Consider the following 13,631-nt stretch of genomic DNA (forward strand, 5'->3'; position numbering starts at 1 on the left):
CTCGCGTGAGCGGCGCGGTCAGCTGCCGGGCTGGGCGGGCGGGGTCGGAGCGGTGCCGTCGGCGGGCGGTGTGGGCGCAGTGCCGTCGGCCGGGGGCGTGGGCTTCTCCCCCTCTGCCGGAGGCGTGGGCGCGGTGCCATCCGCGGGGGGTGTGGGCGCCGTGCCGTCGGCGGGCGGGGTGGGCTTGTCGCCCTCGGCCTTCGGGCCGTGTCCGGGGCCGGCGGGGCCTTCACCGGGTCCGCACTCGCCCGGACCGGAGCCCTCCCCGGGCGCGGGCGGAATGGGCGCGGTGCCGTCCGCGGGGGGTGTGGGCGCGGTGCCGTCCGCCGGGGTACCGGTGGGAGCGGCGCTGGGTGTGGTGCTCGAGCCGGGGCCGGTCGAGCCGCCGTCGGCGCTGGGCGCCGAGGTGGCCGCGGCCGTCGACGAGCCGCCGTTGGTCTGCGCGGCGAGCGCGGCGCTTCCGCCGGTCAGGCCTACGGCCACGATGACGGCTCCCGCGATGAGTGCGGGTCGACGCCATGAGCGGCGGCGGGGTTCGGTGGTGTCATCCAGTCGCGGCAGCGGCGTGGTGGGGTTGTCGTCGTTCATGATCTTCCTCTCGCCGGTGGCGTTCACCGGCTCTGAGACCAGACTTCGAGCCGGGACTGAAGCGAACCTGAAGCTCCGGGGCGAGCGGTGACCGCATACGCAAGCCATAACCGTCGTACAGCGGAGGCATCTATCGTCGGCCGAATGTCCGCTGCCGCCCGTGTGCTCGTCGTCGACGACGACGAGACCATCCGCCTGGCCGTCGCGACGGCGCTGCGCGCCGAGGGTTTCGTCACCGATGTCGCCGCCGACGGCGTGGACCTGGCCGAACGACTGAGCGCGTTCCGCCCCGATCTCGTGGTGCTGGACTGGATGATGCCCGGGCCGAGTGGCATCCGGTTGCTGCCCGTCGTGCGCGCGGCGGGCGACACCGCGGTGATCATGCTCACCGCCCGCGACGAGGTCGACGACCGGTTGCGCGGCTTCGCCGAGGGCGCCGACGACTATGTGCTGAAGCCGTTCACGATGGCGGAGCTGGTGGCACGCGCGGGCGCGGTGCTCCGACGGCGTGGACGCCTGCCCCAGACGATCTCGGTGGGCGACCTCGTCGTCGATCCGGATGCCACGACGGCGCATCGCGCGGGAGCGGTGCTGGATCTGACGGCCACCGAGTTCCGCTTGCTGCACCTGTTGGCAGAGGGGCGCGGACGGACGTTGTCGAAGGCGCAGATCCTCACGCAGGTGTGGGGGTACGACGATTACGACCCCAACCTCGTCGAGGTGCACCTCAGCGCCCTGCGGCGCAAGATGGAGCAGCATGGGCCACGTCTCATCCACACCGTGCGCGGTCTGGGCTACCGCTTGAGCGCAGCAGCGTGAGCGCCCTCCCTCCCCTGCGCTCGGGGTCGTTGCGGCGTCGGACGATCGTCGCGGTGCTCGCGCTCGTCGCGCTGCTGTTGGTGGTGCTCGCCGTCGTCGTCGATATCGCGCTCGGCGCGCGCCTGCGCGGACAGATCGAGGAGCGCCTGCGCGACCGGGCCGCCGCGGCCGCGTCGCTCGTCGGCACGGTCGACGATGCCGACCTCGCGGAACGGTTGTCGTACCAGGGCCTCGCCGTTCGGATCGACGGGGCGGGTGGCGACTCCGTCGTCGCAGGTCCCAGCCCCGAGCAACTGCGCGACGGTCCCCCGGGGCCGGGCGGAGGGCCGGGTGCGGGCGATCGGTCGGTTCCGCAGCCCACGGCCTCCGGCAACGTCGCGGTCGTGGCGTCCGACGTGTCCGGCGACGACCAGCTCGTCACGTTGCGCTCGACCCTCAGCGACGGGTCCACGCTGACGCTGACGGCGTCGGCGGTCGGTGTGGGAGAAACGCTCGTGCAGGTGCGCTGGATCATGGCGCTGGCATCCGCCGGCGTCCTCCTGCTGGCCGCCGGCGCGGTGACGGTCGTGGTGCGCCGGAGCCTCGGGCCGCTCGAGCAGGTGTCGCAGGTCGCGCGGGCCATCGGCGCGGGTGAGCGGGAGCGGCGGCTGCGGCCGACGCGGTCCGACACCGAGATCGGCCGGGTCGCCACGGCGCTCGACGACATGCTCGACGACGTCGTGGGGGCGGAGAAGACGGCACGCGACGCCGAAGCGCGACTGCGCGCGTTCCTCTCCGACGCCGCGCACGAGTTGCGTACCCCGGTCGCCGGCATCCGCGCCGCAGCCGACACCCTCGTACGCGCCGACCTCGACGGGCCCGAGCGCGATCAGCTCGCGGCTCACGTCGCCCGGGAGGCGACCCGTGCGTCGCGGCTCATCGACGATCTTCTGACGATGGCCCGCGTCGACCGCGGCCTCGAGCTGCACGTCGTCGACGCCGACCTGCGCGCGGTGGTCGAGGCAGAGGTGCGCCGCGTGCCGCTCGTGCACCCCTCGCTGCGAATCCGCGCGGAGACCCCGGATGCCGTCGTACCCGTGCGCATCGACGTCGACCGTATCGCTCAGGTGCTGTCGAACCTCGTCGAGAACGCCGCTCGAGCCACCGGTGGGCACGGATCGGTGCTCCTCACCGTCGACCGCCCTGGCGGAGAAGCACGCGTCACGGTCGACGACGACGGACCCGGTGTCGCCGACGCCGATCGCGAGCGGATCTTCGAAAGGCTCGTGCGCCTCGACGAGGGACGGGTCTCCTCCGGCGGCGTGGGGCTCGGGCTTCCAATCGCGCGGGGCATCGCGCGCGCACACGGCGGCGACGTGCGATGCGCGCCCGGGCAAACCGGGGCGCGATTCGTCGTGACGGTGCCGCAGAGCTGAGGCCACCGGCCCCTCGGCATCCGGACTGGTGTCCCGCGCCGTCGACGGGGTCAGGGTCGCGCGTAGCCTCCGACGGGCTGGCGCGGCGCCGCGGTGGCGGGAGCGATCCCGGCCGCCGTCAGGGTCAGGCCGTCGGCGCCGCTGGCGTCGTGCATCATCTGATCGACCAGGTTGCGGTCGATGGCGGGCTCGCGGCCGCCGTAGAACTGCATGACGAGGGCGTTCGAGGCGTGGATCCAGAGGCTGGCCTGGCGCACGCCCTCGTTGACGGGCAGCTGGAGCATGAAGCCCTCGTTGCGTCGGAGCTTGTTCATCACGACGATGCGGAGGTGAGCGAGGATGCGGTCGTCGATGTCGAACGATGCGCGATCTCGGTAGATGAGGCGTCCCACGGCTGGTCCTTTTCTGGCGCGCCGAAGCGTTCCGGTTGAGCAAGGGCGGGACCACGCCGGGAAGCGAGGCAATGCGGGAGCTACAGTATTTCATCCCCGAAGACCTATCGGCCGAGTTCGACCGATATATCGCCCAGAGAAGTTCCACCAGCTCGTCGAGCGCTTCTTCGCGGCCGAAACCGCGCCATGCGCCTCTCGCGCCTTCGTGCCCGAGTCGGCCTTCTCGCGGCGTGCGGGCCGGTTCCCTGACGCCGGCCGCCTCGGGGTGAAGGCGAATCCCCAGCCTGGCTCCCCCCGCTGTCGGTACCGTCGAAGGGATCTGCGATCACCCGACCACGAGAGAGAAACAGTGAGACACCACCGCACCTCCCCCGACCAGGAGGGCCGATCTTCGAGCCCCCTCTTCACGAGAGGGGGTGAGATCTGATGCTTGCTGCGGCCCTGACACTCCTGGTGGGTGTCATCGTGACTCTGGCGATCATCGCCGCGTGCGGGTTCTTCGTCGCGCAGGAGTTCGCATACATGTCGGTCGACCGCTCGCGCATGGCGGCGCAGGCTGAGAAGGGCGACGCGCAGGCCAAGCGCGTGCTCGCCATCACCAAACGCACGTCGTTCATGCTCTCGGGCGCTCAGTTGGGCATCACCGTGACCGGACTGCTCATCGGCTACGTCGCCGAACCGTTGATCGGTGAGTCGCTGGGTACCCTGCTCGGCGGGGTGGGCATCGATCCGGGCGTCTCGGTCCTCATCGGTACCGTCGGCGCGCTCCTGCTGGCGACCATCGTGACGATGATCTTCGGCGAGCTCTACCCCAAGAACCTCGCCATCGCGAGCCCCGAGCCGCTCGCCCGGGCGCTCGCCATGCCCACGCGCATCTACTTGATGCTGTTTGGCTGGCTCATCACCGTCTTCGACGTCGCCGCCAACGCGCTGCTGCGTCTGCTGCGAATCGAGCCGCTGGAAGACGTCGACGAGAGCGCCACCGCGCGCGACCTCGAGGCCATCATCGAAGAGTCGCGTCAGAGCGGCGATCTGCCCGACGACCTGTCGATCATCATCGACCGCATCCTCGACTTCCCGCAGCGCGACGTCGAGCACGCGATGATCCCCCGCTCGCAGATCGACTCGGTGACCCCCGAGACGACCGTCGGCGAGGTGCGCGCCCTCATGGCGACGGGCCACACGCGCTACCCGGTGATCGGCGACGAGGACTCGCCCGTCGGCGTCGTCGAGCTCATCGACCTGCTGCGCGAGCAGCCCGCCGACGAGGCCCCCGTGGCATCCGTCATGCGCGCGGCGGTCGTCATCCCCACCTCGATGCTGCTCCCCGTGGCGCTCGACCGTATGCGCCAGTCGCGCAACGAGCTCGCGTGCGTGGTCGACGAGTACGGCAACTTCGACGGCATCCTGACCATCGAAGACCTCACCGAAGAGGTGATCGGCGAGCTGTCCGACGAGCACGACGTCGAGACCGCCGAGGCCGCATCCGTCGGCGACGACGCGTGGAGCGTGCCGGGCGACCTGCACCTCGACGAACTCGAGCGCCTCATCGGCCACGACCTCGCCGAGAGCGACGTCGAGACGGTCGCGGGTCTCGTGATCGAGACGCACGGCGACCTGCCGGCGGTGGGTGCCGTGGTGCGAATCGACCTGCCCGAGCGGCCCGGCGAAGCGGTCCAGGGGATCCACATGGAGCGCTGGCTGGCCGTCGAGGTCACCGAGGTCGACCGTCACGTGCCCGCGCAGGTGCGTGTGCAGCTGCACGAGGTGGACCGGGATGCCGATTCCGCCGACGACGTCCCCACGATCGATGAGGAGGTGGCCCGATGAACGGCTGGACCGTTGCGCTCATCACCACGGCGCTGATCATCGCGAGCGCGTTCTTCGTCATCGTCGAATTCGCCCTTCTCGCCGCCCGGCGTCACCGCCTGGAAGAGGAGGCCGCCACCAGCGCCTCCGCCCGTGCGGCGCTCCGCGGGATCAACGAACTGACCGTGATGCTCGCGTTCGCGCAGCTCGGGATCACCGCCTGCACCTTCCTGCTCGGTGCCATCACCAAGCCCGCCATCGACTACGCGCTCGCGCCCGTGTTCGAGATGTGGGGTCTGCCGTACGTGCTGGCCGACATCATCGCGTTCATGCTCGCGCTGATCGTGGTGACGTTCCTGCACCTCGTCATCGGCGAGATGGCGCCGAAGTCGTGGGCGATCGCGCACCCCGAGACGGCGGCGAAAGCCACGGGCATCCTGGCCCGTGCCCTCACGTGGCCGCTGCGACCGTTCCTGCTGTGGATCAACCGCATCGCGAACCGCCTGGTCAAGGCGTCGGGCGTGGAGCCGGTCGAGAAGGCCGCGGCCGGTGGGCAGGACGCCGACACGATCCGTGAGCTCGTCGCGCACTCGCGCCAGGCGGGCACCCTCGAGCAGAAGTACTCCGAACCGATCGCGCAGGCCATCGCCCTCGGAACGCTGACCGTCGGCGACATCGTGCGCACCGACCGCTCCCCTACCGCCGTGCCCCTGGATGCCACGGTCGCCGAGATCCAGGCGGTCGCCGCCTCGTCGACGCACCTGCGCATCCTCGTCGGTTCGGGCGCGGCATCCCGCGTGGCGCACGTGCGCGACACGCTCGCCGTCGACCCGGCCACGCCGGCGCTCGACATCGCCCGGGAGCCCCTGCGTCTGGAGCCGGACGCCTCGGCGTACGACGCGCTCGCGCGCATGCGCCGCGGGCGTGTGCAGCTCGCGACGGTGGTCGAGGGCGAGCGGTTGGTCGGCGTCGTGACGCTCGACGACCTGCTTCGCGAGATCCTGCCCGGACCGGGCGAATTGGTGGCGGTCCCAGCACGATAGGCGTCGGTTTCAGGTTCGGGGCGGGTTCTGCGCTTCGGGGCGGATGTCTCCCGCCCCGAACGGCGGAATCCGCCCCGAACGGCGTCGGCAGGTGATGTTCGGCGTCGCGAGGCGCGCCCGGAGCGGCGGGCGGTAGTGGGCTGTATCGACGGCGTGTGGAGTGTCAAGCCATCACGGACGCCCGGCGGGGCGGCGTACCGTCGCCCGCGTCAACTACTCCCCTTCCCGCAAGGACTCCCATGAGCAAGATCTGGTTCATCACCGGCGCCTCCAAGGGCTTCGGCCGCGAGTGGGCCGAAGCGGCCCTCGAACGCGGCGACAGCGTCGCCGGCACCGCACGCAACCTCGACGACGTCCGCGAACTCGTCGATGCCTATCCCGACACGTTCCTGCCGCTGCAACTCGACGTCACCGACCACGCTGCAGACCTCGCGGCGGTGAAGACCGCGTACGAGCGGTTCGGTCGCCTCGACGTCGTCGTCAACAATGCCGGGTTCGGTCACTTCGGGATGGTCGAGGAACTCACCGAGGACGAGGTTCGCGCCCAGATGGAGACGAACTTCTTCGGCGCTCTCTGGGTCACCCAGGCGGCGCTGCCCCTCATGCGCGCGCAGGGGTCGGGCCACATCATCCAGGTGTCGAGCATCGGCGGCATCAGCGCGTTCCCTTCGGTCGGCGTCTATCACGCGTCGAAGTGGGCGCTGGAGGGACTCTCGCAGTCGCTCGCGCAGGAGGTCGCCGGCTTCGGCATCCACGTCACCCTCGTCGAGCCCGGCGGATACTCGACCGACTGGTCGGGCCCCTCGGCGAAGCGCAGCGAAGAGATCGACGCGTACGCCGACGTGCGGGAGCAGGCGTCGAAGCGCCCGTCGGCCGCTGACCCCGGGAAGCCCGAGGCCACGCGCTCCGCCATCTTGAAGGTCGTGGATGCCGAGAACCCGCCGCTGCGCATCTTCTTCGGCAAAGCGCCGCTCGGCATCGCCGAGAAGGACTACGCCTCGCGCCTGGCGACGTGGCACGAGTGGCAGTCGGTGTCGGAGGAGGCGCACGGCTCCTGAGTCGAAAGGGCGGCGGCGCGGACGGACCGGGTCCCGGTCCGTGCTCCCCTTCGGCCGGCGCCGCGCGCCCCGTTTCGATATCAACCGTGATGACGGTCGCACCGAGTAGCCGAGCCCACTGAATGGCGAGATGGGCGAGTCCAATAGCTGAGGCGCGAGCCCGGAAGTCCTATTGACGACGACCTTGCTCGCGCCTCGGAGATTCTCGGCGATGCTGCCCCCGCGACCCGGCGCTTGGTCCCTTCATTTCCCGTTCGGGGTTCGGTGAGATGCCGGGACTTACGACCCCTGTCGTGGTTCACGGCCGCTCCTACGGTGGGAGGGGAGGCTCTACATGGAACGCATTGTCCTCGCCTACGACGCCAGCGCCGCTGCAGAATCCGCACGGCAGTGGGTGGAGTGGCGCACCGACGGCAACGACGCAGTCGTTGACATCCTGCTTGTGAACAATCCGCTGTGGGCGGATAAGACGCAGGCGCAATCGCACTTGCGTGATGCCCGCGACCGTCTTCGCCGCAACAATCCTCGATCGATAGTGCACGCCATCGAACGTGACGGCAGAAAAGTCCCGAACCTCGTGCGAGGTGCGCGGGAAGCCGACCTGGTAGTGATGGGGGTGACACGTCCGGGCAGCGACGCCAGGTCCAGCAACGCAAGGCTGCCTCTCCGTGTCGGCAACGAGTTGACCTGCCCCACGTGTCTTGTTCCCGAGGGGTGGGCGCGCGGGGGTGGGCGATCACGGGTGGTCGTCGGTGTCGACGACGATGACTCGTCGGACACCGCCATCGCGTACGCGGCGGACGAGGCCACCCGGCTGGGCATTGCTCTGCATCTCGTCCACGCCTGGAAAACGATGCCGGCGCTTCCCACTCATCGCGACGACGTGCTCTTCGGCATGTCGGACGTTGAGGCGGCGCACCGACGCCTGTTCGATGACGTGGTCGCGCGCGTCCGCGCCGGCTGGCCGACACTTTCCCTCGAGCTCACGATGGTGCACGATAATCCCGTCAGTACGCTCACCGTCGCGAGCTCACACGCTTGTCTGGCCGTGATCGGCAGTCACCGCCGAGGCGTCCTCGCTGCGGGCTTCTCGGGTTCGGTAGCCCGTGATGTGACCCGGGACCTTCGAACCCCTTTGTGCATCGTGCCTTAGGAATCACTGATCGAGGCGTCCGGAGGGATAACGGCGATCGGGCACCTCGCCCGCCAGAAAAGGTCAGCCGCGGTTGCGCCCAGGAGCCCTCCCCGGAGGATACCGAGGCGGTGAGAACCCAGCACGATGAGCGATGATGAGGGGGCGTAGCTCAACAGCGCGGCGGGTGCCGTCGCGCGTGCGAGGTAGGTTTCGATCCTCACCCGCGGGTGCTCCTTCGCCACGCCGTGTCGCACCGCCTCCAAAACGGTGCGATGCTCGGCGATGACCTCTGCCGGGCGCACCAGCAGGGCGACCGCCCCGGCGTCATAGGGCTCCGGCAGGCGCCACGCGTGAAGAAGGCGGAGCCGACGCGTGGTCGTTTCGGCCTCCCGAACGGCCCACCGCACGGCGGCACTCGAGGACTCGTCTGAGTCCACACCCACGGTTATCGGATCGTCGCTCGGACCCCACCCCACGGGGATCACACATACCGGCACGGACGATGCCGCGCACACACGAACGGGCAGCCAGCCGCGTAGAGCCGCTGTCAGCGGCCGCTGAGGGTTGACCCCGATGACGAGAAGGTCCGCGCCCCTGGCGAGCTCCGTGAGAACGTTCACCGTGCGTCCGCTCGCGCAATGGGTGGACACGGAGTACGCATCGCTCCAGGCGGACAGCATCCGTTCCATGTGCTCGAGGTCGGTCTGAACCGCGCGGTCAGCCATCACGTGTGACGCCCACGAATGAACGGAAACCAGATCAATGCGGGTGGGACGGTCACCCAGGCGATTCGCAATCCACTCTGCCGCAGCGGTGGAACCCGCCGAACCATCAACGCCGATCACTACGCGATCCATCATGCGACCTCTCCCACACTTCTCGCGGTGATCGTAGGCACGAGCCCCGCATGCAGGGGGTGACGAAAGTCCCGCATCACGCTGAGACATCGGGGGACGTGATGCCCCCTACAGAGAAGAAGACCGCCGCCCCTCACCCACTGCTTTCGAGATCGACGGCATCAGAGGTGCGAAGCGGTGGAGTGTCGTCTTCCGAGCCATCGCGTGGCGTGTGCACGACGAAACCGAGATCTGAGACAGCGGCATCACCATGATGATGCCGCAACTCCCCCTGCCCACGACGGTGTTCCTGCGGATCGCCCCGGGTGAGTCAGTCATGACAGCTGGACCAAGAGACGGTTGTCGACCTCCGTCACGTGCGGCGACGCCCACGCCGCGTTCGCGGCCGCCCACTTCTCCGCCCAAGAACGCACCGTCCCGCGGAGGATGACTCGGGAACCGTCCACCTCGACGTGCACCTGAGACGCGTCGATGTCGGCATGACGGTGAAAAGCGTCCCGGATGCGTGTCTGAGCGTCGTCCGCCACCACCCGTGCCGTGAGACGCAACTCGTTCACCACCTGGCGAACCCCGCGGACCTGTTGCACGGCGCGCCTCGCGGCCCGACGCTGGAATTCCCAATCCACCTCACCCGTGAGAACGACGTCGTGGCCGTGAATGTTTGCTCTCACCGTCTGCGGAATACCGGACGTGCAACGCAATGTCGTATCAACATCGCGCGCCACGTCGGCTGGAGACACCTTCCGCCCCGGAGAGCGGCGGATGACGATCTCGTCGATGACGGCTCTGACCCCGCGAACACGCAACGCCGACGCGAGAACCGCTTCCTTCTCAGACTCGCTATCCACCTCGCCGCTGAGCCGCACCGTCGCGTCCTCGACGGCGACCCCGATCCCCGCGTCATCGACCTGGGGATCCCACTGCAACTCTTCTTCGACGTTCTGCTTCAAGAATCCATCGGAACTCATGGCGGCTGCCTCCTCGTCACCACACTGCGACCGAGGGGCGCGCTGAGGAGGGACCAAGGTCCCCGATAGATGAACAGAGGGACTGAGGGCCTTGGTCCCTTCGTGGGACGATCGGTGTGCGGTCAGGACGGCGCGGCCGAATCCCGCCGGACGGGTGACTGCCACCGCAGGGTGAGCCCACCCAAGCGGTTGGGCATGAGGTCACTCGTGCCCCCGCGCGCGAGAGCGCGCGCGTGCAGGTTCGTGGTGCCGCTGCCTCGACCTGGAGCATCCCCCGCTCCGATGCCGTCATCCTCGACGGTGATCACGGTCGAGGTATCGTCCGCACTGATCGACAACGTGCAGCGGGTGGCCTTCGCGTGGCGAGCGACGTTGGTGAGCCCTTCGCGCACCACCGCCATCACATCCTCGCGCAGACCGCCGAGGATGAGGGTGTCCACCGGACCGGCGAACATAACAGAGGGGCGCAGCCCCAGCGCCGATGTCAGTTCCTCGACGAGCTCGAACACCTCCACACGAAGTGGCCTGTCAGCCAGCTTCGACGGCGTGCGCAGCGCGGAGATGGCGGTGCGGATGTCAGAGACCGCCGCGTCGATGCTCGCGACGTGTTGACGGAGCGACGCGCTCTGGTCGATCGAGGTCTCCGCCGCATGCTCGAGTGCGAGACCCGTCGCGAAGAGCCGTTGGATGACATGGTCGTGCAGGTCGCGCGCGATGCGGGCACGATCCTCGATGAGGCGGAGTTGTTCCTGGTCTTCGCGCGCCCAGGATAAGGAGACGGCCAGCCCGGCCTGCGCAGCGAATTCGCCGACGATGTCGACTTCTTCTCCGCTGAACGGATGAGAGTTCACCTTCTTGGAGACGCACAACGCCCCGATAGTCTCCCCACGGGCGATAAGGGTCACTGCCGCGGTCGGCCCCAGTTGCAACACTCCACCGGCGTAATCGCGGACTGGTCCATCGTCGGCGACGACCTCCCCCAACTGCATCGCACGAAGCGCGAGGGAGTCGGCTCGGTCGAAGGTGGCGTCGCGCAGGGCGGCGGAGAGAGGCCCGCTGGCAACACGAACTCGCAGCAGCCGAGGGTCCGTGTCGGGAACGACCACCGCGACGGTCGCCGAATCGATGACGGATGCACATTCTGATGCAACGACCTTCAAGGCGTCGCTCTGGTGGGGGTCTAGTAGCGCGGTCGCAACGCGAGAAAGCGCGGCGCTGAGCCGTCGTTCTCGACGGGAGCGTTCGTATGCGCGGGCATTCTCGATAGCGACTCCGGCGGTCGCGGCGAGAGCTTCGATGATGCGTTCATCCTCCGCGGTGAAGTTGCCGACTTCAGGGGAGGTGAGGTAGAGATTTCCGTAGACCTCCGTGCGTGTTCGGACGGGAACGCCGAGAAAAGCCACCATCTGCGGGTGATGGGTGGGGAAACCCGCAAACCGAGGGTCTTCCGCAAGATCAGGCAGACGGATGGTGTGCGCGTCCCGCACAACGGCGCCCAGAAGTCCTCGGCCTTGCGGGATGTGACCGATCTTCTGGACGTCGTCGGCGGACACCCCCACGTGGATGAACTCTGTGAACGACCCGTCCGAGCCGATGACGCCGATGGCGCCGTAGGGAACTCCCACGAGGCGTGTTGCTGCGATGACGACCTCGCGGAGGACCGTGGAGAGTTCCAACTGGGCCGTCACCGACCGCGACATGCTCAGTAAGTCACGCAGGCGCTCTCCGACGACGCGAACCCGCTCGGTGTTGATCTCCGACTCGGCGAGGGCGCTGCGCAGGATTGTCAAAGGATCTTCGACGAATCCGTCATCGCTTTTCATCGTTCCTCTTCTTTCAGGAGGAGACGGCACGAGCGTACCCCCGTCGATGCCGCGGCGAGCGGTTTGGAGCCGCAGGACGAAAGTCACAGTCGCGCAGAGGACATCCCTCTACGTTTGCCGTACGGGTCGCGCCCGGGCAACTCCTTCGTACGCGGTGGAATTGACCACTGCATCCGCGTGGCCGTCAGATTGCGCAGCGGGACGTCGTCGTGCCGCGTCGACGCCTTCCCACCCGTTGTTCGTTGTTGTGTCATTCAGGCTGCCGAGGAGAATCACCATGGATCACATGCTGTTGGGTTTCGACGGCAGTGAAGCGTCCGTTGCCGCCCTGGAATGGGTCGCGCAGCGGGCGCGGCACGTTCCCTCACACGTCACGCTCACATCCGTCGCGGAGCTCTTCGAGTCCGAACGCGAACTGCGTCGCGTGAGCGAGGAGGGTGCCGACCTGCTCCGCAAGCTGGCACCGTCGGTGGCTGTCGAGACGAAGGTGATTCGTGGATGGATGCCAGGCGCGTTGTTGGAAAGCGAACAAGCCGCTGATCTCGTGGTGATCGGATCTCATCTCTACGCGCCGGTGCGCTCCACACTCAAGGGATGGGTGCCGTTGCGCGTTAGCGTGGCGGCGGCCATCCCGTCGTGCATTGTCCCATCCGGATGGCGCGAGCGACCCGGACCGGTCATCGTCGGATACGACGGTGACGGATCCGCAGACGCCGCCCTCCACTTCGCCGCATCTGAGGCCGCCCGCACGGAGCGAAAACTCCTGATCGTGCACGCATGGCCGATCAAGATGCTTCGCAAGCGGAACGAATCGGCGCACCAGGAGATGTTGGAGGAAGCGGTGCGCACAGTTTCCCGGGCATATCCGGGTTTACTCACCGAACACATTCTGATGGCGGACGATCCGGCGTTGGTCCTTGGAGCGTTGGCCCGCGATGCCTCGCTTGTCGTCATCGGCAGCCACCATCACGGCGCCCTGGCAGGAGGACTCCTCGGGACCGTCGCGTGGTACTTGGTGGGGTCGATGACCTCTCCTCTGTGCGTCGTACCGCCCGAATTCCTCCCTCCCCTGGAGATGAATTCCGACGTCGAACCCGCGCACACTTCTACGACGGCGTGAGGGTACCGGACCAAAGTCCCGCGAGTCCGATGCCGATGAGTGTGTTGTGGGGTCATGACCTCCGACAATGCTGGTGAAAAATGGGCCGACGAGACCATCCACGTCATCAGTCCGGGGGTCTGTTGGAACCTACTGCGTCAGCAGTCTCTGGGGCGTCTGGCGATGAACGGAAAGACCGGACACCCCGCCATCTATCCCGTGAACTACGCCGTATCCGGACCGGGGTTCTTCATCAGGACGGCAGCCGATTCCAAGGTGCGTCTGATCGCTGACGATCCTCGGGTCACCTTCGAAACGGACGCGCGTGACGGCGACCAATGGTGGAGCGTCGTGGCGACCGGGCTCGCCCATCACGTGACGGTGGATGCGGAGTTGCGCCAAGCGCGCAGCGTCATGCCCCTGTCGGTCAACCCCGTGTCAAAGCTGTACGTCATTCGCGTGGAGGTCAGCAAAGTCACGGGTCGCCGCTTCACGGACGCGGGACCGAGAGATGCCCAGCGAGCGCGAGGGAAAGAGCAGACAGCTGCCCTCGCAGAGGAGATGGCATCTTCCCGCCCTGTCTTCATCTCTCATCGGGCGCCTCGCTCTCCGCGGGCGTGAGGGA

At 68.2% G+C, this 13,631-nt stretch carries 13 protein-coding genes; 8 read left to right on the forward strand and 5 right to left on the reverse strand.

Annotated elements, in window-relative coordinates; translation table 11 throughout:
• Positions 1-18: 18 nt before the first annotated feature.
• Positions 19-588 (reverse strand): hypothetical protein, encoded by a 570-nt coding sequence (locus FHS07_RS09965; protein WP_183419761.1) that lies wholly within the window; start codon positions 586-588, stop codon positions 19-21.
• Positions 589-732: 144 nt separating this feature from the next.
• On the opposite strand from FHS07_RS09965, the gene FHS07_RS09970 reads away from it, so the two are divergent.
• Positions 733-1,407, forward strand: coding sequence for a response regulator transcription factor (locus FHS07_RS09970; RefSeq protein WP_183419762.1), 675 nt, complete (start codon positions 733-735; stop codon positions 1,405-1,407).
• Positions 1,404-2,822, forward strand: a complete 1,419-nt coding sequence (locus tag FHS07_RS09975) for an ATP-binding protein (RefSeq protein WP_183419763.1) — start codon at positions 1,404-1,406, stop codon at positions 2,820-2,822. Before FHS07_RS09970 ends, FHS07_RS09975 begins: the two co-directional genes overlap by 4 nt.
• 50 nt (positions 2,823-2,872) lie before the next feature.
• Here the strand turns inward: FHS07_RS09975 and FHS07_RS09980 are convergent, their stop codons facing one another.
• A complete protein-coding gene (locus FHS07_RS09980; RefSeq protein ID WP_183419764.1) occupies positions 2,873-3,214 on the reverse strand; it encodes a DUF7882 family protein in 342 nt (113 codons plus the stop codon).
• A gap of 426 nt (positions 3,215-3,640) precedes the next feature.
• Between FHS07_RS09980 and FHS07_RS09985 the strand changes: the two genes are divergently transcribed.
• The 4 genes from FHS07_RS09985 to FHS07_RS10000 all read left to right on the forward strand — a co-directional run bounded on the left by FHS07_RS09985 (position 3,641) and on the right by FHS07_RS10000 (position 8,277).
• Positions 3,641-5,044, forward strand: coding sequence for a hemolysin family protein (locus FHS07_RS09985; protein WP_183419765.1), 1,404 nt, complete (start codon positions 3,641-3,643; stop codon positions 5,042-5,044).
• The gene (locus FHS07_RS09990) at positions 5,041-6,066 is read left to right on the forward strand and encodes a CNNM domain-containing protein (protein ID WP_183419766.1); all 1,026 of its coding nucleotides are present in this window, start codon (positions 5,041-5,043) and stop codon (positions 6,064-6,066) included. The genes FHS07_RS09985 and FHS07_RS09990 overlap by 4 nt, the downstream gene beginning before the upstream one ends.
• 239 nt (positions 6,067-6,305) lie before the next feature.
• A complete protein-coding gene (locus tag FHS07_RS09995; protein ID WP_183419767.1) occupies positions 6,306-7,124 on the forward strand; it encodes an SDR family oxidoreductase in 819 nt (272 codons plus the stop codon).
• Between the two features lie 334 nt (positions 7,125-7,458).
• A complete protein-coding gene (locus tag FHS07_RS10000) occupies positions 7,459-8,277 on the forward strand; it encodes a universal stress protein (RefSeq protein WP_183419768.1) in 819 nt (272 codons plus the stop codon).
• Here the strand turns inward: FHS07_RS10000 and FHS07_RS10005 are convergent.
• The 3 genes from FHS07_RS10005 to FHS07_RS10015 all read right to left on the reverse strand — a co-directional run bounded on the left by FHS07_RS10005 (position 8,274) and on the right by FHS07_RS10015 (position 11,907).
• Positions 8,274-9,119, reverse strand: coding sequence for a universal stress protein (locus tag FHS07_RS10005; RefSeq protein WP_183419769.1), 846 nt, complete (start codon positions 9,117-9,119; stop codon positions 8,274-8,276). The two genes, FHS07_RS10000 and FHS07_RS10005, sit on opposite strands and share 4 nt — an antisense overlap.
• A gap of 311 nt (positions 9,120-9,430) precedes the next feature.
• Positions 9,431-10,084: a BON domain-containing protein gene (locus FHS07_RS10010; RefSeq protein WP_183419770.1), complete on the reverse strand. Its 654-nt coding sequence runs from the start codon at positions 10,082-10,084 to the stop codon at positions 9,431-9,433.
• Between the two features lie 122 nt (positions 10,085-10,206).
• Entirely contained in the window at positions 10,207-11,907 is a 1,701-nt protein-coding gene (locus FHS07_RS10015) for a sensor histidine kinase (RefSeq protein WP_183419771.1), read from the reverse strand.
• Between the two features lie 277 nt (positions 11,908-12,184).
• Here FHS07_RS10015 and FHS07_RS10020 point away from each other — a divergent pair, with 277 nt between their 5' ends.
• On the forward strand, positions 12,185-13,027 hold the full coding sequence (locus FHS07_RS10020; protein ID WP_183419772.1) for a universal stress protein: 843 nt from the start codon (positions 12,185-12,187) through the stop codon (positions 13,025-13,027).
• Between the two features lie 54 nt (positions 13,028-13,081).
• Entirely contained in the window at positions 13,082-13,627 is a 546-nt protein-coding gene (locus FHS07_RS10025) for a pyridoxamine 5'-phosphate oxidase family protein (RefSeq protein WP_183419773.1), read from the forward strand.
• Positions 13,628-13,631 lie beyond the last annotated feature (4 nt).

This window comes from Microbacterium proteolyticum, assembly GCF_014192415.1.
GTDB lineage: Bacteria > Actinomycetota > Actinomycetes > Actinomycetales > Microbacteriaceae > Microbacterium > Microbacterium proteolyticum.

What these genes read in the sequence shown, in the direction of transcription:
- FHS07_RS09995 (WP_183419767.1), top strand. Translation starts at nt 6,306, where the DNA reads ATGAGCAAGATCTGGTTCATCACCGGCGCCTCCAAGGGCTTCGGCCGC.
- FHS07_RS09990 (WP_183419766.1), top strand. Translation starts at nt 5,041, where the DNA reads ATGAACGGCTGGACCGTTGCGCTCATCACCACGGCGCTGATCATCGCG.
- FHS07_RS09985 (WP_183419765.1), top strand. Translation starts at nt 3,641, where the DNA reads ATGCTTGCTGCGGCCCTGACACTCCTGGTGGGTGTCATCGTGACTCTG.
- FHS07_RS10015 (WP_183419771.1), bottom strand. Translation starts at nt 11,907, where the DNA reads ATGAAAAGCGATGACGGATTCGTCGAAGATCCTTTGACAATCCTGCGC.
- FHS07_RS10000 (WP_183419768.1), top strand. Translation starts at nt 7,459, where the DNA reads ATGGAACGCATTGTCCTCGCCTACGACGCCAGCGCCGCTGCAGAATCC.
- FHS07_RS10025 (WP_183419773.1), top strand. Translation starts at nt 13,082, where the DNA reads ATGACCTCCGACAATGCTGGTGAAAAATGGGCCGACGAGACCATCCAC.
- FHS07_RS10020 (WP_183419772.1), top strand. Translation starts at nt 12,185, where the DNA reads ATGGATCACATGCTGTTGGGTTTCGACGGCAGTGAAGCGTCCGTTGCC.
- FHS07_RS10010 (WP_183419770.1), bottom strand. Translation starts at nt 10,084, where the DNA reads ATGAGTTCCGATGGATTCTTGAAGCAGAACGTCGAAGAAGAGTTGCAG.
- FHS07_RS09965 (WP_183419761.1), bottom strand. Translation starts at nt 588, where the DNA reads ATGAACGACGACAACCCCACCACGCCGCTGCCGCGACTGGATGACACC.
- FHS07_RS09970 (WP_183419762.1), top strand. Translation starts at nt 733, where the DNA reads ATGTCCGCTGCCGCCCGTGTGCTCGTCGTCGACGACGACGAGACCATC.
- FHS07_RS10005 (WP_183419769.1), bottom strand. Translation starts at nt 9,119, where the DNA reads ATGATGGATCGCGTAGTGATCGGCGTTGATGGTTCGGCGGGTTCCACC.